Raw genomic sequence first — 19,628 nt, forward strand, 5'->3', positions numbered from 1 at the left:
CTATTCTCCGGACTCCGCCCATTTTCTTGCATTTTCATACTCTTCTGGATGATTCATATTGTAAAAGACTCGATCAAGGCTGCCCTCGAAATAAAGCTGCAGATCTGTGTCATCGAGGAAGCGAACATTCAGCTTTTCAAGCATGTGCCTGATCCTCAAATTTCCTTCTTCAATGCAGGACTTAGCCTCTCGCGAGATCCGTTTCTGGTATGCGGCAAAAAGCGGATGCTGACGGCCATGACTTACCGGCACGACCGCATCGTGGTGCTTAAGCGCTTTTACAAGGCTTGAAGCAAGCTCAGCGGATACAAATGGCATATCACAGGCTACAACGAAATTTTCCTCATAGTCTGATGCCTCAAGCCCTGCATGGATTCCCGCGAGCGGTCCGGAACCCGGATACTGGTCTGTTACAATTTTTATATTTAAAAACTGATAGGTTTCAGGATCATTCGTTACTAGAATTATATCATCAAATACGTGCTGTAACTCATCCTTAATTCTTTCAATATTCGTTTTTTCATGAAATTTCAGGAGAGCCTTATTTGTTCCCATCCTGCTAGATTTGCCGCCTGATAAAATGATCGCTCCGGCTTTCATCCCACAGCACCTTCTTTTAGTTTGTCTGTTTTGTTTCTCCAGCAGATTTATATCCATGCTCCTGGGCAACAAAATCCAAATGGATAGTGTTCAGGTCGAGCATTGCTGGTGTTGGCTTTACGATATATTGTCTTGTATCGATTACTTTAGTATACCCTTTGCATTCTTCACAAATCTGGATTTGCGCGGCTGATTCGCCTTCGATTGTCAGGATTTTCACTGTTTCATGATCGTTATTTCCGCAATGTGAGCAAGCTACGCGGCGGTCATTCCAGTGAGCCGAACAACGCGGGCAGTGGAGTACTTTCTTTCCTTCTCCCTCAAGCTGTGCAAGGCGTACAGGTTCTCCGCATACAGGGCAGCCAGCGCCGTGTACACCGTGATGAATTTCATCCTGGACCTTGGCAGCAGTCAGCTGAAGGTATGGACGTAGCACTGTTTCTGCAACGAATTGCGGAATCCAGCCATCCAGCTCATTTTCCTCAGCAAAACTGGCAAAGTAAATATAGTTAAAAGCAAATGCTTCATCGATCCATCTCTTAGCTGTCTCTTCATCCATAAGACTTTTAATAGTCTGCATCGAACTTTCTATCTCTGGTTGATACTTCGATAAAAGCCCACCTATATCCTCTATCCACTGTAAGAATAGGGAAATATCAAAATCAATAGCCGCTAACGCAGTGACAGGCACTCCTGCCTCCATCGCAGCTTTATCAATCTTGGGACGGACACAGTCAGGATCCAGAGATGTCTTCCATTGTTCCTGCAATTGAATGATATCCTTCTGCAATTTCTGATACTCTTTTGAGACAACGGACTTTTTCATTGCTGCAGCCCCTCTTTCGCTCTATTATTCTAAATTTTGAAGGGAATGGAGCCCTGTCAGAGCAGCCATTCCCTCTATTAATGTTTTACGCGCCTTTTTTCTTGTTCTTGTTTTTATCAAGGTCAGGGAAATTGCCCTTCTTGACTTCTTCTTCATACCATTCTGTATAGTGGTCCTTCGCCCACTCAGCAGGAACCTCACCTGTAATGACTCCAGTGTATCCCGGTCTTGAGTTTTTGTGGATGACACTCAGATAGATATGGCCGACCACTACCGCGATTGCCAGACCGAAGCCAACGTTATGGGCAACATATGCCCACTGGACGACCGCTTTCGGGAACAGGTCCGGGAACCACATTGGGAAGCCGGAACCGATAATTAGGATCGCAGTCAGGATCTGGATGATTGAGTTGATTTTCTCACCAGCGTTGAAGAATGTTTGTTTTACATGCTTGAACTTAAAGCCAAATAGTTCTTTGACGAACTCAGTGAAAAACTGGATATCTCTTTTTTTCCAAGTAACAAGCTCTTTTCCCCAGCGCAGGAACCCCTTAGGATCCATGATCAGCCAGATGAAAGTAGGCGTAATGAAGGCGATCGCGAATATCCTGTGAAGCAGGCGCGCTCCTTCTGGTCCGCCTAGTACTGGATAAAGCCAGTCAAACCACTCTGTATACATTGGCAGGGCCGTGATATACAGTGCAAAGAATGAAAGGGCGTTCACAGCATGTGCGATAACAAAACCTTTCGAGAAACGCTTAACCTTCACACCTGAATACTGCGTATTACTCATGGCTGCCACCTCCATCCTCTTCATGGCCTTTGCCTTCTTTATTGAATAGCTTGTTGGACACGAATGCCCCTACAAGCGCCATGCTTGTTGCTCCAAGCATCATCTTGCCGATTGGCTGTGCGTAGTCCTTCCAGACAACAGCTGATGTTGGAACCTTTGGTTTTTCAGGAAGCCCGTAGACAGATGGTTTTTCAGCAAGTACATAAACAGTGTGTGTACCGCCGACTCCTTCTGGGTTGTAAATCATTGCGTTCGGATACTTATCCTTGATTTCGCTCAGGCGCTTTTCAGCCTTCTTGAGCATTTCTTCTTTCGTGCCAAATTCCATTGCGTCTGTATGGCAGGTAGTGACACAAGCAGGCTGCATGCCTTCTTCAAGACGATCGACGCACATTGTGCATTTCTGCGCCTTCTTGTATTCCTTGCCGTTTTTGTCTTTGTAAGTCGCCAGCTGGACAACATCGAATGGGCAGTTCTGCACACAGTAGCCGCAGCCTACGCATTTGTCCGTATTGACATCCACTGTTCCGAAATCTGTGTAGTGCATGGCTTCTTCAGGGCAAACCTTAACGCAAGCCGCTTCCGAGCAATGGAAGCATGAAGAATGGCGGAAAAGGTAGTCCAGATTGCCTTTTGAATCTTCGTGTTCAATGAATGACAGGACGTTCCATGTGTTTGCTGTTACCTTCGCATGAGACTGGACGCTGCCCTGGAACTCTTCCGGCTCAGCCGGAAGATCGTTCCAGTTTTTGCAGGCGACCATACAGGCGCGGCAGCCGTCACACTTGGTTACATCGACATATTTAATATACTCCGCCATTAGTCAGCCCTCCTTATATCACAGAGGAATGCCTTATATTCAGGAATGGTCGTATTCGCATCCCCGATATGAGGTGTCAAGCGGTTTGCTGTATCCCCTGTTGCAATTCCTTTATAGCCAAAGTGCCAAGGCATGCCGACCTGATGCACCTTCTTGCCGTTCATCATATGAGGCTTGAAGCGCTTGGTAACCATTGCATAGGCTGTGATATCACCACGGGCCGAGCTGACAATGATTTTATCTTTGTTCTTGATGCCTTTTTCCTTTGCGAGTTCTTCACTCATTTCAATATACATATGGCCTGACAGCTCGGACAGCCATTCCTGATTACGTGTCATCGAACCAGACTGCCAGTGCTCAGAAACCCTGTAAGTTGTACCGACGATCGGATATTTCTTGCTGTCGCCTTTCAGGTTGAACTCGCCCTCAATGATGACAACTGCCGGGTTGATTTCCTGGCTAGAGAAGGTATTTTTCACCGGGCTTTCAAACGGTTCATAGTGTTCAGGGAACGGACCGTCATTCAGCGTTGGCGCGAATAGACCTCCGACTCCGCCGTTGATCATGATGAACGGATTCGTTCCGCCTGCATCTGAAGGTGCTACTGTTGGCTTGAAGTCAGGAATGTCATTTCCAGTCCATTTCTTCTGGCTTCCATCCCACCAGATGACCGCTTTTTTGTCGCTCCATGGCTTTCCGCTTGGATCAGCAGATGCACGGTTGTAAAGGATTCGGCGGTTCGCAGGCCATGCATATGCCCAGTTCAGGAAGTTCCCGCCGCCAGTATCCTTGTTGTCACGATTCTTGGAGCGGTTCTTGCCTTCCTCTGGATAGAAGCCTGAATAAATCCAGTTACCAGAGCTTGTTGTACCATCATCCTTCAGGTCGCCGAAGCCTTTCAAGAGTTGTCCTGTTTTCAGGTCATAGCCATTGATTTCCTTTGCGACAAGGTCGATATCCGGATGGTGGCCTTCACCATAGTTCCAATACAACGCATTGATCTGCTTGGCTGCAGCTGAACTTTCATTTTGATAAAGGGCCTTGATATTCTTGACCAGCATGTGAATGATTTCCAAGTCAGCCAAAGATTCTCCTTTTGGATCAATCGCCTTCCAGCGGTATTGCATCCAGCGTGAAGAGTTAGACACACTGCCCTCTTTCTCATAAGAGCTTGCTGCCGGCAGAAGGAAAACTTCTGTATCGATCTTCGATGGGTCACTGCCCGCTTCCTCTTGCCAGAAAGCAGATGTTTCGGTTTCCCAAAGGTCAACCGCTACCATCCATTTAAGATTTGACAGCGCTTCTTTTTCCTTGCCTGCATTCGGGCCGCCGACTACAGGGTTTGTTCCAAATAAGAACGCGCCTTCCAGTTCGCCTTTATACATAGCATTGAACAAATTGATATGCGAGTAGTTCTTGTTTCCTTTCGGAAGGTACTGGTATCCAAATTCGTTCGCTTTTGTCGCATTCGGGCCATACCAGGCCTTCAGCATACTGACTAGGAACTTAGGTTTGTTGCTCCAGTAACCGCCAGATGGTGTTTCCTTTTTGTTGTAGCCTTCTAATGTCGCATGCTCAGGGATTGCAGTTGGCGTTCCAACATATCCTGGAAGCAGGTGATAAAGCAGAGCAAAATCAGTGGATCCCTGTACATTGGACTCTCCGCGCATCGCGTTGATTCCGCCGCCAGGCAGACCGATATTTCCAAGCAGCAATTGGATGATTCCAAAAGCACGGACGTTCTGTGTTCCAACCGTATGCTGGGTCGTACCCATCGCATACATGATCGTACCGGATTTGCCAATCTTGCTTGTTGAACAGAAAGTCTCACAGACTTTCAGGTAATCTTCTTTTGGTGTTCCTGTTACCGCGATTACTGAATCGACATCATAGCGTGAGAAATGCTTCTTCAGCAGCTGGAATACAGATCGCGGATGTGTAAGGGTTTTATCCTTTTTCGGATTGCCTTCTTCGTCTGTTTCAAAAGCCCATTTCGTTTTGTCATACTTGCGGGTTGCTTCGTCATACCCGCTGAATAGTCCATCATTGAACTCAAAATCTTTTTTTACAATGAAAGATGCATTTGTATATTCAGCAACATACTCTCTGTGGATCAAGTTATTCTCTAACGCATAGTTGATCATTCCGCCCATGAAGGCAATATCCGTTCCTGAGCGAAGCGAAGCATAGACGTCAGCCTTTGATGAGGTCCTCGTGAAACGAGGGTCAACAGAGACGATTTTGCCGCCTTTTTCTTTCGCTTTAGTCAACCATCTGAAAGAAATTGGGTGATTCTCGGCAGGATTCCCGCCCATGATCAATGCACAATCGGTATTTTGCAGATCGCTCCAATGGTTTGTCATTGCTCCACGCCCTACTGTAGGTGCCAGACCGGCAACCGTAGAACTGTGTCATATTCGTGCCTGGTGTTCGAGATAAACGACGCCAAGCCCTCTCATCATTTTCGCAAGCAGATAAGTCTCTTCATTATCAAGAGCTGCTCCGCCTAAGCTCGCAATGGCTTCGGTCTTATTGACAAACATGCCATTTTCTTTCTCAATGAATGTTTTGTCGCGTGTTTCCTTCGTACGTTTTGCAATTGTTTCATACATCCAGTCCCAGCTTTTCTCTTCCCATTTCTTGCTGCCAGGAGCTCGATATAATGGCTTTGTTAAGCGTTTTTCAGATGTGTAGACTTGTCTGATTGTTGTACCTTTACTGCAAAGTGTACCTTCGTTGACTGGGCTATCCGGATCCCCTTCCGTATAAACCACAGTATTGTCCTTTGTGTGTACCAAGATTCCGCAGCCTACGCCGCAGAATGCACAAATGGTTGGTGTAACAGTAGCTTTGGCAATCTTGAGTTCTTTTGATTTTGCATGGACCTCTTTTTCGTTAAAGCCCAACTCGACAACCGCCAGGGTCGCCGCAGTGGCACCTGACAGCTTCAAGAACTGCCGGCGATTCAGGTTGATTTCAACCATCTCTCTCTCTCCTTCCCAATAGTTGCTTAGAACATCCCTAATCCCACAGGTGGTGTCAATTCAGTACTTGCTGGGCTTCCCCCCTTTCAAGTAAATCCTCAGAGGCAGCCGCCGGAGTTAAATCATCATTAATCCTCCTGGCAGATGTATAGACAGTCGCCATTTTTCCTCTCAAGTAGCCAACGACCTCAATGTTGAGGAAGCGGGCCAGCTGGATGGCCTGCTTTGTGGCCGCAGTACGCGAGCCAATGACGGCAAAACCAAATTTAGCAGCTTTTGAGAGCATTTCATATGAAACCCTTCCAGTCGTCAAAAGGACGAGACGGTCAGGCTGCAAACGCTTTCGAATTGCGTGGCCAATAATCTTGTCAACAGCATTATGCCTGCCGATATCTTCCCTGACTTCAATGCTACCATCTCGAGGATGATACAGGCACCGTGCATGCCGCCCGTTTCAAGGTATAGCGGCGAATTTTGCGCAAATTCCGCGCGTTTTTTCAACAAATATGTCATCGAATAGGTTTCATCGGAATTCACTTTATTGAACTTCTTGACATCCGTCATCGAAAAGAAGGTCACTCCCCGACCGCAGCCGGCTGTATAATGCTTCTTTTTCGAAAACATCTGCTCAGGATCAAAGGAATTGCATAATGCTACATCCAATGTTCCGGTCTTTTCGTTGAATTGGACGCTGACAACGTCCTCCGGCCCATCAATCAAACCTTCTGAAAAAAGGTAGCCATAAACCCAGTCTTCCAAATCTTGATTTGTCAGCTGGAATACCGCAATCTCATACCCATTCAGCTTCAGGCTGATTGGATATTCTTCAGGACAGCCTTTCTTGATCATGTTCTTCACCCCTTATCTGGTACTTCATCCCCGGGCTCCGCTGCAACTATCGACTTCTTCCCTTCCATCATCGGTGTGATGGGATTGAAAGACTGTTATGAATCTTGCAAGCTATATTCGGTTCATTAAAGTTAGGCTCTGTTAAATTTGACTGTTGATTTTCGTTCCAGGCGCTTCGCTTTCCGCGGGGAAGAATTATGAAAAAGCCCAACTGCCGGCTTTTTCATAATTCTTCCTTGCAGTCGGGGAGCCTCCTCGGCGCTTCAAGCGCCTGCGGGGTCTCCCCATGACTTGCTCATCCCGCAGGACATTGATTGTGCTTCCTGCACCTGCCCACGCACGATGAAAATGCGTTAGCATTTTCGGAGGAGTCTTCTCGCCTTCCACTACAATCAACAGGATGTAAAGATCAACATTGGGTTATAACAGAGCCAAAAGTTAAGAACCTTATATTAAAAAAACATTCCACTATGCAAAGAGGGTTAATACCCCTATGCCTTTAATGTACTGGAAATTACATGGTTGTAACCGTTTCAATTGTTACAATAATATAGATGAAAATTGTCTATTTTTTAACAAACTCTTAAATTGAGATTTTTTATTTACGAAAAATCCCTAGTGGGTCAATTTTCACATAGTCAACTGTAATTCAATTTATTTTCCCTCAGTAACATTCATCACGTCAAAGCACTAATGCCACAAAATCGTCAAAAGTTAATTTTAACCAACTTAAAAAAGATACCAATCCAATCCTTTGTCTAAATCTATAGAATTGGTATAATCATAAGAAAGTGATGAAGGTGACTTGTCTTGTTCTAATGAGCAGTCACCATTCTTAAAATGGAGGTAGTATAGATGAGTTTGAAAAAGGTGTTAACAATCGCGGGTTCCGATACAAGCGGCGGCGCTGGCATCCAGGCTGACCTTAAAACCTTTCAGGAGCTGGGCGTATATGGAATGACCGCTCTTACCACGATTGTGACAATGGATCCTAAAAATCACTGGCATCATGAAGTTTTCCCACAGCCAGTTGAGCTTGTCGAAAAGCAGCTTGAAACGGTTCTTTCCGTTGGAATAGATGCAATGAAGACAGGTATGCTCGGAACAGTCGAGATCATCGAGCTATCTGCACGTAAAATCGATGAGCATAAATTGGACAGGGTAGTCATCGACCCTGTAATGGTATGTAAAGGGGAAGACGAGGTTCTCATGCCTGAAAACACAGATGCAATGAGAGAATTGCTTCTGCCAAGAGCAACAGTTGTCACTCCGAACCTGTTTGAAGCATGGCAACTCGCTCAAACCGGGCCAATCCGTACAATAGATGACATGAAGGAAGCAGCGGTAAGAATCCATGATCTAGGCGCGAAGAACGTTATGATTAAAGGTGGAAACAAGCTGAACCACGAAAAAGCAGTGGACCTTCTATATGATGGAAAAGATTTCACTCTTTTCGAATCCGAAAAGGTCGAAACAAGCTTCACACATGGTGCAGGCTGCACATTCGCTTCCGCGATCACTGCACAGCTGGCAAAAGGCAAAACAGTACCTGAAGCATTGGAAGTGGCGAAGGGATTCATCACCGAAGCCATCAAGCACGGCTTCAGGCTGAATGAATATGTAGGCCCAACCGCACACCTCGCGTACAACAAGTACGCAGGCGGCAATCGCGGGGAATAAAAGGCAAAACAAAAAGAGGCTGCCTCCAAAGCTCATTATTTTGAGCTTTCGGCAGCCTCTTTTTTCTGTTACTGAATGATATAGACATTAAACGGCATGCTTTTGTGCGATAGAGTCTTTCTAATGGACACTTTTCCGGGAATTCCTCATGCGTTTGTCCGATAGAGACCTTCTAATGGACACTTTTCCGGGAATCCCTCATGCGTTTGTCCGATAGAGACCTTCTAATGGACACTTTTCTCGCAAACCTTCATGAATTTGTCCGATAGAGACCTTCTAACGGACACTTTTCTGGGAATCCCTCATACTTTTGTCCGATAGAGACCTTCTAACGGACACTTTTCTGGGAATCCTCATACTTTTGTCCGATAGTTACTATATCTTCCGATTAATACGAAGAACCCGATCTGCCATATAACTGTGGAAGAACCATTCACCAGAAGCGATCAATACGGAAGCAAATAGAGCAGCGAAAACAATACCATTACTTTGCTCGAACAACATCAACCCAAGTCCCCATATCACGAAAAATGAAAGGGCCAGGTCGGATAAAGAGGCGGTAAGATTGCTTGTTTTCGGAAGAATAAACAAGTCACCGGCAAGATAGGAAATCGCTCCAAGAACGAGCGTAATGACGAGAATATCTCCGATCCCAGCAAAACTCCCTATTAATAGAAGAAGAACTGCAAATGTCATGATGCCTTTTATCAATAATGCCTTTGCATGGTTCATAAGCTCCCTCCTTTTCCTTCACTATTTCCATTTGCTTTCCTGATTAAACACTTTATGTAAAACTCGCTTACATGCTCACTGTTTTTGTATATTTCCAATTAAAATAGGTAATTTTCATTTTTGATTAGATAAATCATGGGCCTTCCTCAATAATCTTCTAAGCGTACATTTCGCTTTTAAAAGTATTTTTTAGTAATATAGGTATTATTGATTTTTATAAGAAAAGTGCAAGCGCCTTGGTCAACCCCGACAAGCGCTGGAGGGCCGACCAGTGAAGTCGTTCTTTGACTTCATTGGGCGGACCGAAGCGACTCGAGGGGTTAGGCGCTGGAACTGGACATTCATAGAAGGCCATTCATTCGGCTATTATAAACTGAAAACTTCTAAGCCCAGGAAGGAGGAACAAAGATGGATCCGGTGATTATATCCGAAGTCCAGGAAGCCCTGGACCGTTTTAAAGACAAAGAAGTCTATATCCATTTAGAAACAACAAATGGAGCATACGCATCCCACAACAACGAATCATTCTTCTCATCAGGCGCTTATATCCGCAATGCGAAGGTAACCTATGAACGCGCGAAGATAACTGGTGAAGGCCCTTATCGGACTGGTTTGAAAATACCTTTTGGCTGGGTTTATGCTGAAGGAATCACACACTTCGAAATTGATGACAAAGGAAGGCTGCTGCTTGCCGGCCATGATTTTAACGGAAAGCTTGCCGTCGCCCTTGAAATAAGTGAAACACCGTTCGAATAAGTTATTTGGACTTGGCTGAAAGGAGAGATTTTACGATGGAAAAAGAAAGGCATGTTCTTGTCGTGTTCCCTCATCCTGATGATGAGGCATTCGGTGTTTCCGGAACAATCGCATCCCATATAAACATGGGAACGCCTGTCACATATGCCTGTTTGACACTTGGCCAGATGGGGCGGAATATGGGGAATCCCCCGTTCGCAAACCGGGAAACCCTTCCTGCTATACGGAAAAAGGAATTAAAGGACGCTGCGCGCGCGATGGGAATCAATGATTTGCGCATGCTCGGGTTCCGTGACAAGACGGTCGAGTTCGAGGATGAAAATATGCTGACCAACCTGATGTCTTCATTGATCACCGAATTGAATCCTTCGCTTGTCATCACCTTCTACCCCGGCTACTCCGTCCACCCGGACCACGAGGCAACCGGTGCAGCTGTGGTGCGAGCAGTTGAAAAAATTCCTGAAGCAGACAGGCCGAAGCTCCATTGCGTAGCGTTCTCACGAAACTGTGTCGAAGAGCTTGGCGAGCCGGATATCGTTTATGATATAAGTGCTGTCGCAGACATCAAGCTTGATGCAATCCGTGCACACCGCTCCCAGACTGAGCTGATGCTGGAAGAAATGGCTGATAAACTGAAGGAAAAAGATCCAAAAACATTGGCGTGGCTCAACAATGAACGCTTCTGGACCTATAAGTTCTCATGATTAAATCCACCTTATTAAGGTGGATTTTTCACTTTCGTTCATAAACTCCCTCAATCATCAAGCCTTTTACGAATACAACCTTATCCTCCGGCTCCCCTTTAATCTTCCACACCGATTCCTTGAATCCGAGAAACTTGCTGTTATCGGTCTTGCCAATCAAGCGGTCAATTTCAAAGGTTTTCTCGCCATTCACATAATATTTTTGATACGTTTCATAGCCTCGATGGAACTCTTTGTCTTTATGGACTATTACTCCGTCTGTTTTATTCATGTACACATCCAAATTCGCATCATAGAAATACAGGCCCGCTATCAGCAGAACCGGAACAAGAATCAGCACCAGACGCTTCTTTTTAAAAAACAAGAGATCACTTCCCCTATTTTAAAAATTTTCAGTTATCTCTACCTCGTATGATAGCACATAAACATCGAATAAGATATTTGCATAATGATGTAGAATTATAGATTAATTTGTGAGTGATTACTCACTATACAAAATCAAATAATTGCGATATGATCTGAGTGAGTGATTACTCACTTTTATAAAAGGATGGTGAAGGTCCTATGATTGTATCAATCAAAAACGTAAGTAAAAGTTATGGCAAACATAAGGTTTTAGAGAATATCAATCTAGAGATTGAGAGCGGAGAAATTTTTGGACTGCTTGGTCCCTCTGGAGCAGGAAAAACTACGCTTGTCCGGCAGCTCGTTGGGCTTGAAATGCCGAGTGAAGGTGAAAATTTTCTTTTCGGCGAAAAACTGCCTTCCTTAAAGCTTATTGAAAGGATTGGCTATATGGCCCAATCGGACGCACTTTACACTGAATTATCTGCGAAAGAAAATCTTGAATTCTTTGCTTCCTTGTTCGGGCTCAAGGGCACGCACCGGAAAAAACGTATTTTAGAAGTATTGCAGCTTGTCGACTTGTCTGATCATCTAAACAAACTGGTAACCAATTATTCTGGCGGCATGAAGCGTCGTCTATCGCTCGCTTCCGCACTGCTTCATGAGCCAGAGCTGCTGATCCTCGATGAACCGACTGTCGGCATTGATCCTGTTCTGCGCCAGAGCATTTGGTCAGGTTTCTATGATTTAAAGGCAGAGGGAAAGACGCTGATCGTTACAACACATGTCATGGACGAAGCCGAAAAATGCGACAGGCTTGGACTGATTCGAGATGGACGTCTGATCGCGGTCGGCACTCCTGCAGAATTGAAGGAAAAGACTGGGTCTGCCAGCGTTGAGGAAGCATTTTTAGCATACGGAGGTGTCCAGCATGAGAATTAGAGCTTTAGTGATCAGGATTATCCGGCAATTCCTAAGGGATAAAAGGACACTTGCAATGATGCTTGTCGCCCCGCTCCTGATCCTGACGATGCTCCACCTTGTTTTTAACGGTGAAAACTATGTTCCAAAGGTCGGTTTTGTGGATGCTCCTGCTGTTGTAATGGAGAAGCTGGACCTCGAGGATGCCACAGTGAAAGAATATGACTCTGCAAAAATAGCAAAAGAGGATGCTTTGGTACGAGAAATTGACGGGTATATCACCTTTAATGGCCCTATAATAGATAAAATCGTTTTAGAAGGAAGCGACCCAACAGTTAATGGTTCGGTTATTAAATGGATCCAGCAAGCAACGAAGCCATTGACGCCATCACAGGGAAATCTGGCTGTCGATTATCTTCATGGCTCAGATGATATGGGACAGTTCGATTATTTCGGACCGGTTCTATTAGGGTTCTTCGCTTTCTTTTTCGTCTTCATCATATCCGGAATCTCTTTTTTAAGAGAAAGAACAAGCGGTACACTGGAAAAATTGCTGGCGAGCCCACTGCGGAAATGGGAAATCGTCATTGGCTATGTCCTTGGCTTCGGAATCTTCACGATGCTGCAGGCGACGCTGATTGCCTGGTATGCCATCTATGTCCTTGGAATGCTGATGGAAGGTTCCTTTGTCTATGTGTTAGTGATCACTTTAATGCTGTCAATGACAGCACTGACGCTCGGTACACTTTTGTCCGCATTCGCAAACAATGAGTTCCAGATGATTCAGTTCATCCCGATCATCATCGTACCGCAGTTCTTCTTTTCCGGACTGATCAATCTCGATACGATTTCCGATTGGCTGAGCTGGCTGGGGCCAATTACGCCGCTCTATTATGCTGCCGAAGCACTGCGTGATATTATGGTAAGAGGATACGGATGGGATGCCATCTACGGAAATATGCTGATGCTGGCCGGATTTTCAGCACTGTTCATCTTCCTTAATATTTTGGCATTGCGGAAACACCGCGCAGTTTGACCACGGGCGAAAGGAGCAGCACATGAGTGACCAAGACTTAAACATTGATGAACTAATCGATGGCGAAGACCTGACCGAGAAGCAAAGGAAAATCATCATATCGGCGATTGAATCCTTTGCCGAAAAAGGGTTTTCCGCCACTTCAACCAGCGAAATCGCCAAAAAGGCAGGCGTTGCTGAAGGTACGATTTTTAGGCATTATAAAACGAAAAAGGATTTGCTGCTGGCAATTGTCGCTCCAGTAATGGCAAAGTTTGTGGCACCTTTTATCATAAAAGACTTGCAGAAGGTTCTTCATCAGGATTACGAGCATTTTGAAGATTTTCTTACTGCCATGCTTTTAAATCGCCGTGATTTCCTTGTTAAAAATCTTTCAACTGTTAAAATCCTGGTGCAGGAAATTCCGTTCCACCCTGAGTTAAAGGAATTGTTCAAGGAGCATATCGCCCTAAAAGTATATGCTCAATTCATAAAGCTTGTTGAGTATTATCAGGCAAAAGGCCAGATCATGGATATTCCGGCCTACAGCGTGTTTAGAATGACATTTTCAACAATTTTTGGCTATTTGATTGCACGATATATGATCCTGCCTGAAGCAGACTGGGATGATGAAGCAGAAACAGAGCGGACAATTCAATTCATCATGCATGGATTGGCAGGACCGAACAGCAGCAAAAAATAAACCGGGCTTGGGTGCCCGGTTTTTTATTGTGGAGACTGGAAAAAATCATCGATAATTTCCAATTCGCTATATAAATTGAGATTTCGCTATATAAATTGAGATTTCGCTATAAAAATCAGATTTTCGCTATATTATTCGATTTTTCGCTATATAAATGGGATTTTCGCTATATAATTGAAATTCTCGCTATAAAAAAAGATTCTCGCTATTCCCTTCATATTATGGTTTTCTTTTTATCGATAAACCAGCCTATCTTCTAGGTTTTTAGAGCTTTTTTTATGAAACTGCTTTAGAAATCAATAAAATCTCACTTAATTATCGCAATTCATCAACTTTTACCCGATAAAGCTTGTCATCGCCCTCACCCGGAGTGCCGCGGCCGTCGGTATTATTGCTGATAAAGTATAGATTACCGTCTTCAACGATGACATCGCGGATTCGGCCTAATCCTGTGACTACTTCCCTTGTAGTTTTGGCCGCAGGATCAAACTCACGGAGCGCGTTGCCTCTCAGGGTAGCCACATATAACTTCCCGCCATGTGCCACCATCCCTGATGGTGCCCATGTATTGCTTCCTGAATGGAAAATTGGCGTTTCCATGCCCTGCTTCGTGTCATCACCGGTTATCTCCGGCCAGCCATAGTTTTTGCCTGCCTTGATCAAATTGATTTCATCCTGTGCGGATGGGCCGTGTTCGCTGGCATAGAGCATTCCATCCTCCGACCAGGCCAATCCCTGCGGATTGCGGTGACCATAGCTGTATACGTAGGAACCTTCAAATGGATTATCTGCCGGAACCGATCCATCAAGATTCATACGGAGGATTTTGCCGCCAAGTGAACCTAGATCCTGGGCGATTTCCGGATTGGTTGCCGCATCGCCTGCCGTGGCGTAAAGCTTTCCGTCCGGGCCGATTTTCAGCCTGCCTCCGTGATGGAAGCGTCCACTCGGGATGTTATCGAGCAGCAGCTTGCCTTCCACCCATTCATCATTTTTCAAAATCAGTTCGACAATCCGATTGAACTGCCCGGTGCCATTCTCGTATGTATAATAAGCAAATGCCTTGTTGGACTGCTCGAAGTCAGGAGCAAGCACAAAGCCAAGAAATCCAGCTTCTGCCGCCTGGGACAATTCCTTTTTAAAAGAAACCTTCTGCCGCTCCGTGCTGCCGCCCTCCACTTTTACAATCGACCCCGGGCGTTCGCTCAGATAAAATGTTTCGCCGCTTTTATTGATGGACCAAGGCACTTCCAGATTTTCCGCGACAACCTCAAGCTGGTCTGCCTGGGCAACAGCCTCTTTGCCTTCTTCTGGTTTTGGACCACCTTCACCTGCAGGCTTTGTTTCATCGCCACCGCCAGAACAGCCTGCCATCAACATCAGCATTGCCAGTAACACATACAAGACTCTTTTCATGACACCCTCTCCTTGGTTTTCATAACGTTTTGAAAATCAATCTTGCGCAATCAAAATTCAGCCTTCCAACACCTTCATGATCGCTTTTCCAACGCCGCTTTCTTCATTCGACAATGTCACTTCGCCGCATAAAGCTTTGATTTCCTCTGCAGCATTGCCCATTGCGACCGGTTTGCCGACTCTTTCCAGCATCGATACATCATTGAAATTGTCGCCAAGCGCCATCGTTTCCTTCATGGTGATTCCTCTTGATGCTGTGAATTTTTCCAGAGCTACCCCTTTTTGAGCGTCCAGGCTTGTGATTTCGATATTCTCACGGCCAGATGAACTGACCGCAAGCCCGGTGATTTCCTTCAGGCCATTTCTTGCAGCACCAAGCTTGGCATCATCCAGCGAAAAAGCAAGCAGCTTGTAAATTTCATATTGGTCGTCCTCGAATAATCGGTCATAATGTTCGATCTTCGTAATCAGTCCTTTATGCATCCTTTCTTCGGCAGCTTCAGCAATTTTTTCAATCGGCACTTCAGGGTTTGCGGTTGAAAAAATATCAACGATAATCGAGATTGCCTTGTCCTCATCTTCAGTGAAGGTACCTTTGTTTGTGTAAACCTCAAAATACACGCCGCTTTCCACAAGCCTTAATGCAGCCTGTCGGGCCTTCGCTTTGTTCAACGGACTTGAAGAAACGATTTCCCCATTCTCGGAACGGACCTCGGCTCCATTTACACAAATCATCGGCAGTTTTAGGCCGGATTCCTCAAGCACGAACCTCGCTTCCTGATAGGAACGGCCGGTTGCGACCACAACCTCGATTCCGCTCTCTTTTGCTTTTAAAACTGCTTCCCGATTCTCATCAGTGATCTGCTGGGTGGCAGTCAAGAATGTTCCATCCATATCTGTTGCTATGCACTTAATCATGTTTTCACCTTCAGTTATTTTTTTCAGTATTAACAACCATGATAGACCTTCAAACACATGACAGCAAATAATACGTGTATATACTAATTTTCCAATTATTATGACCATGAAGTATCCCTTCAATTCAGCCTTAAACTAATAGTCTATAAATTTAATTATCTTAAAAACTTACATATTGTCATTGTAAAATTCATATGCTATTATGAATCCGAAGCTGCAATCGTTTGCATATATGGGTAGCATTAAGGTGTCATTCGTAAAAACCCAGTTAAATCAATGTTTTTACTATCCACACTCCTAATATGTAAGCGTTTTAAAGGTGTTGTATAAAATCAATTTCAGCAAGAGTTTTATGCAAAAATATGCAAACGCTTTCGGAACGCATGTGGTTGCATGCAAAAAAAATATAAATATTTGGGGGTATCTCAACAATGAAAGCAAAAAAGCTATTTCCAGCAGTTCTTTCTCTTGGACTTTTGATTGGCGGAGGTCTTGCAGGATGTTCATCAGGCGATGACAAGACATCTGGAGAAGGTGGAAAAGACGGCGAAAAAGTAACCGTTGACATTTTCCAATTCAAGGTTGAGTTCAAGGATCAGTTCGAAGACATCGCAAAAGCTTATGAAGAAGCTAATAAAGATGTGGATATCAACATCACAACTGTTGGCGGCGGCGAGGATTACGGTGCTGCACTTAAATCCAAGTTCGCTTCAGGCAATGAACCAACCATCTATAACGTAGGCGGACCGCAGGACGTTGCAGACTGGGAAGATAAGCTAGCTGACCTTTCTGACACAGATGCTGCAAAAGCTGCTCTTAGCGGAACTCTTGAAGGCGTAACAAAAGACGACAAAGTACTTGGACTTCCATATAACCAGGAAGGATATGGCTTCATCTATAACAAAGCAATTTTTGAAGAAGCAGGAATCGATCCAAAGAGCATCACTAGCTACAGTGCTTTAGAAGAAGCTGTTAAGACTCTTGACAGCAAGAAAAAAGACCTTGGTCTTACATCTGTATTTGCTCTTCCTGCAAAAGAAACTTGGGTAACAGGACTTCACCTGTCAAACGTGTTCCTTGCACCTGAATTCGACCAGAACGTCATCAACGCTTTCGAATCGAAGGAAGTTACTTTTGAACATGGCGATGCATTCAAGAAGATTCTTGACCTGCAAAACGAATACTCTGACCAGCCTACTGTAAGCCTTGACTATGCTAAGCAGGTTGAAGAGTTGTTCTCTACTGGCAAAGCGGCAATCATCCAGCAAGGTAACTGGGTAGCAGGTTCAATCGCAGGTATCGATGAAGAGCTTGCTAACAGCGGCGTAGGCATCCTTCCAATCCCGGTTGAAGGCTACAAAGAAGATTCAATCCCAGTTGGCGTGCCAATGTACTGGGCTGTAAACAGCAACAAGGACGAAAAAGAAGTAGCAGCAGCTAAGGCATTCCTTGATTGGTTATATACTTCTGAAGAAGGTAAAACAGCTGTAATCGAAGACTTCAAATTCATTCCTGCTTATGAAGGATATGATGCTGGCAAGATCTCTGATCCACTTGCAAAAGAAATCTATGAATACTCTTCAGCTGGCAAAACATTGGCTTGGACATTCATGGGTTACCCAACTGGATGGGGACAAGAAAAGCTTGGAATCAACATCCAAAAATATGTGAGCGGCGAAATGACTTGGGACGAATTAGTAGAAGAGTCTTCCAAAGCTTGGGCGGAAGCTCGTAAGTAATAAGTGTTAACTAAAGAAGGAAACAGAACGGCCGCGGCTGTTTTGTTTCCTATCTTTTTTCCTTGAAGCGGTGCTCCATTTGCTTCGGAAAATTTACTTCCCCTGATATCACAAAGATAGGAGGATTTACAGATGCGAAACCGGAACCTCTGGTACTGGCTTTTCCTGGCTCCCGCTCTGCTCGCGCTTGCTGTCGTGGTCATTTTGCCGCTGGCATTCGGTGTGTACTACTCATTTACTGACTGGAACGGGATCAAGACACCTTCATTTGTAGGCCTTGAACATTATAAAGCGCTTTTTGCTGAGGAAGAATTCAGAGATGCATTATGGTTCACAACAAAGTTCACTGTTGTTTCCGTGTTCCTGATCAACTTCTTCGGCCTTTCACTTGCATTGCTCGTCACCCAAAAATTCAGGACGAATAATATCTTGAGAACGATTTTCTTCATGCCTAACCTGATTGGCGGACTGATCTTAGGATTCATCTGGCAGTTCATTTTCACAAAAGTTTTCGCGAGCGTCGGAGAACTGATTGGCGTCGAAGCTTTGGAGGGATGGCTGTCCACTGAAACAACGGGCTTCTGGGCAATGGCGATTCTGATGAGCTGGCAGATGGCCGGTTACATCATGGTCATCTATATTTCATTCCTGGAAGGAGTGCCGCAGGAATTGCTTGAAGCAGCAGAAATTGATGGCGCGAACAGCTTCCAGCGTTTTTATCACGTCACTTTCCCGCTGGTCATGCCGGCGTTCACAGTCAGTTTGTTCCTGACACTTTCCAATTCGTTCAAGCTTTATGACCAGAACCTGTCACTCACTGGCGGCGGTCCATACAATTCGACACAAATGGTCGCGATGGAAATTTTCAAAACGGCATTTGTGGAAAACGCGATGGCATTCGCACAGGCAAAAGCGGTTATTTTCTTCCTGATCGTAGCGGCTATTTCGCTTACACAGGTTTACATCAATAAAAAACGGGAGGTCGAGATGTAATGAAAAAGAAGAAGCAGAGCAGAATCATTCTTGAAATTCTCGGCATCATCCTTGCCCTGATCTGGCTTTCCCCGTTTTACTTGATGATCGTCAACTCTTTTAAAACAAAAAGAGAAATGTTTGAGGATACCTTAAAGCTTCCGGATGTTTTTTCATTTGAGAATTACACAGTTGCCTTTGAGCGTTTGGATTTTCTAAAAACCTTTTTCAACTCTGTACTGATTACAGTGCTGGCTGTGGCTGTCATCATCATTTTTTCATCAATGGCCGCTTATGCCCTTTCAAGACGCGGCGGCAAAACCAGCGGGATTATCTTCATGCTGTTTGTCGCAGCAATGCTTATTCCTTTCCAGTCTGTCATGATTCCACTGGTGTCGATTTTTGGTAAGCTTGAAATGCTGAACAGGGGCGGACTGATTTTCATGTACCTTGGTTTCGGCGCAAGCTTGTCCATTTTCCTATATCACGGAACATTGAGCGGAATTCCGAAATCGCTTGATGAAGCGGCAACAATCGATGGAGCGAACCGGTTCCAAATTTTCTGGCACATCATCTTCCCGATGCTAAAACCGGTGTCCGTTACAGTGGCCATCCTGAACATCATCTGGATCTGGAATGACTACCTGCTTCCTTCCCTTGTCATCAATAAGCCGGGAATGGAAACAATTCCGCTTAAGATGTTCTTCTTCTTTGGGGAATATACTAAACAATGGCATCTGGCACTGGCAGGACTGACGATCGCGATCATTCCGGTCATCATAATTTACTTCTTCCTCCAAAAGCAAATCATCAAGGGAGTTTCAGAAGGCTCGGTAAAATAATCGATACTATAGG

At 44.8% G+C, this 19,628-nt stretch carries 19 protein-coding genes and 1 pseudogene; 10 read left to right on the forward strand and 10 right to left on the reverse strand.

Annotated elements, in window-relative coordinates; genetic code table 11:
- From FOF60_RS23650 to fdhD, 6 genes and pseudogenes are all read right to left on the reverse strand, one after another.
- On the reverse strand, positions 1-600 hold the full coding sequence (locus FOF60_RS23650) for a molybdenum cofactor guanylyltransferase (protein WP_192471952.1): 600 nt from the start codon (positions 598-600) through the stop codon (positions 1-3).
- 16 nt (positions 601-616) lie between these two features.
- Positions 617-1,426, reverse strand: coding sequence for a formate dehydrogenase accessory protein FdhE (locus tag FOF60_RS23655; protein ID WP_192471953.1), 810 nt, complete (start codon positions 1,424-1,426; stop codon positions 617-619).
- Between the two features lie 85 nt (positions 1,427-1,511).
- Positions 1,512-2,219: a formate dehydrogenase subunit gamma gene (locus tag FOF60_RS23660; protein ID WP_192471954.1), complete on the reverse strand. Its 708-nt coding sequence runs from the start codon at positions 2,217-2,219 to the stop codon at positions 1,512-1,514.
- Positions 2,212-3,039, reverse strand: coding sequence for a 4Fe-4S dicluster domain-containing protein (locus FOF60_RS23665; RefSeq protein WP_192471955.1), 828 nt, complete (start codon positions 3,037-3,039; stop codon positions 2,212-2,214). The genes FOF60_RS23660 and FOF60_RS23665 overlap by 8 nt, the downstream gene beginning before the upstream one ends.
- A complete protein-coding gene (gene fdnG, locus FOF60_RS23670; RefSeq protein ID WP_192472030.1) occupies positions 3,039-6,014 on the reverse strand; it encodes a formate dehydrogenase-N subunit alpha in 2,976 nt (991 codons plus the stop codon). Before fdnG ends, FOF60_RS23665 begins: the two co-directional genes overlap by 1 nt.
- 64 nt (positions 6,015-6,078) lie before the next feature.
- Positions 6,079-6,872, reverse strand: a pseudogene (gene fdhD, locus FOF60_RS23675) (formate dehydrogenase accessory sulfurtransferase FdhD).
- Between the two features lie 855 nt (positions 6,873-7,727).
- Here fdhD and pdxK point away from each other — a divergent pair.
- Complete coding sequence (gene pdxK, locus FOF60_RS23680) at positions 7,728-8,552, forward strand: pyridoxine/pyridoxal/pyridoxamine kinase (protein WP_192471956.1); 825 nt, start codon at positions 7,728-7,730, stop codon at positions 8,550-8,552.
- A 375-nt stretch (positions 8,553-8,927) separates the two neighbouring features.
- Here pdxK and FOF60_RS23685 read toward each other — a convergent pair whose 3' ends face one another.
- A complete protein-coding gene (locus FOF60_RS23685) occupies positions 8,928-9,284 on the reverse strand; it encodes a DUF2512 family protein (RefSeq protein WP_192471957.1) in 357 nt (118 codons plus the stop codon).
- Between the two features lie 271 nt (positions 9,285-9,555).
- On the opposite strand from FOF60_RS23685, the gene FOF60_RS23690 reads away from it, so the two are divergent.
- From FOF60_RS23690 to bshB2, 3 genes are read left to right on the forward strand one after another with little or no spacing between them, the layout of a single operon-like run.
- The gene (locus FOF60_RS23690; RefSeq protein WP_192471958.1) at positions 9,556-9,705 is read left to right on the forward strand and encodes a hypothetical protein; all 150 of its coding nucleotides are present in this window, start codon (positions 9,556-9,558) and stop codon (positions 9,703-9,705) included.
- Complete coding sequence (locus tag FOF60_RS23695; protein WP_192471959.1) at positions 9,693-10,040, forward strand: YojF family protein; 348 nt, start codon at positions 9,693-9,695, stop codon at positions 10,038-10,040. Before FOF60_RS23690 ends, FOF60_RS23695 begins: the two co-directional genes overlap by 13 nt.
- 35 nt (positions 10,041-10,075) lie before the next feature.
- Positions 10,076-10,744 (forward strand): bacillithiol biosynthesis deacetylase BshB2, encoded by a 669-nt coding sequence (gene bshB2, locus FOF60_RS23700; RefSeq protein WP_192471960.1) that lies wholly within the window; start codon positions 10,076-10,078, stop codon positions 10,742-10,744.
- Between the two features lie 28 nt (positions 10,745-10,772).
- On the opposite strand, the gene FOF60_RS23705 is transcribed toward bshB2, so the two are convergent.
- Positions 10,773-11,108 (reverse strand): hypothetical protein, encoded by a 336-nt coding sequence (locus FOF60_RS23705; RefSeq protein ID WP_192471961.1) that lies wholly within the window; start codon positions 11,106-11,108, stop codon positions 10,773-10,775.
- A 200-nt stretch (positions 11,109-11,308) separates the two neighbouring features.
- Between FOF60_RS23705 and FOF60_RS23710 the strand changes: the two genes are divergently transcribed.
- From FOF60_RS23710 to FOF60_RS23720, 3 genes are read left to right on the forward strand one after another with little or no spacing between them, the layout of a single operon-like run.
- The gene (locus FOF60_RS23710; protein ID WP_192471962.1) at positions 11,309-12,031 is read left to right on the forward strand and encodes an ABC transporter ATP-binding protein; all 723 of its coding nucleotides are present in this window, start codon (positions 11,309-11,311) and stop codon (positions 12,029-12,031) included.
- Positions 12,021-13,046, forward strand: a complete 1,026-nt coding sequence (locus tag FOF60_RS23715; RefSeq protein ID WP_192471963.1) for an ABC transporter permease — start codon at positions 12,021-12,023, stop codon at positions 13,044-13,046. The genes FOF60_RS23710 and FOF60_RS23715 overlap by 11 nt, the downstream gene beginning before the upstream one ends.
- Before the next feature lie 22 nt (positions 13,047-13,068).
- The gene (locus FOF60_RS23720) at positions 13,069-13,728 is read left to right on the forward strand and encodes a TetR/AcrR family transcriptional regulator (RefSeq protein WP_192471964.1); all 660 of its coding nucleotides are present in this window, start codon (positions 13,069-13,071) and stop codon (positions 13,726-13,728) included.
- 315 nt (positions 13,729-14,043) lie between these two features.
- On the opposite strand, the gene FOF60_RS23725 is transcribed toward FOF60_RS23720, so the two are convergent.
- Positions 14,044-15,144 (reverse strand): PQQ-dependent sugar dehydrogenase, encoded by a 1,101-nt coding sequence (locus FOF60_RS23725; RefSeq protein ID WP_192471965.1) that lies wholly within the window; start codon positions 15,142-15,144, stop codon positions 14,044-14,046.
- 57 nt (positions 15,145-15,201) lie between these two features.
- Positions 15,202-16,062, reverse strand: a complete 861-nt coding sequence (locus FOF60_RS23730; protein ID WP_192471966.1) for a Cof-type HAD-IIB family hydrolase — start codon at positions 16,060-16,062, stop codon at positions 15,202-15,204.
- Between the two features lie 431 nt (positions 16,063-16,493).
- Between FOF60_RS23730 and FOF60_RS23735 the strand changes: the two genes are divergently transcribed.
- From FOF60_RS23735 to FOF60_RS23745, 3 genes are all read left to right on the forward strand, one after another.
- Positions 16,494-17,801 carry an ABC transporter substrate-binding protein gene (locus FOF60_RS23735; RefSeq protein ID WP_192471967.1) on the forward strand — a complete coding sequence of 436 codons (1,308 nt, stop codon included), beginning with the start codon at positions 16,494-16,496 and terminating at the stop codon, positions 17,799-17,801.
- Positions 17,802-17,933: 132 nt separating this feature from the next.
- A complete protein-coding gene (locus tag FOF60_RS23740; protein ID WP_192471968.1) occupies positions 17,934-18,794 on the forward strand; it encodes a carbohydrate ABC transporter permease in 861 nt (286 codons plus the stop codon).
- Positions 18,794-19,615: a carbohydrate ABC transporter permease gene (locus tag FOF60_RS23745; RefSeq protein WP_192471969.1), complete on the forward strand. Its 822-nt coding sequence runs from the start codon at positions 18,794-18,796 to the stop codon at positions 19,613-19,615. The genes FOF60_RS23740 and FOF60_RS23745 overlap by 1 nt, the downstream gene beginning before the upstream one ends.
- Positions 19,616-19,628 lie beyond the last annotated feature (13 nt).

The sequence above is a fragment of the Mesobacillus jeotgali genome, assembly GCF_014856545.2.
Taxonomy (GTDB): domain Bacteria; phylum Bacillota; class Bacilli; order Bacillales; family Cytobacillaceae; genus Mesobacillus.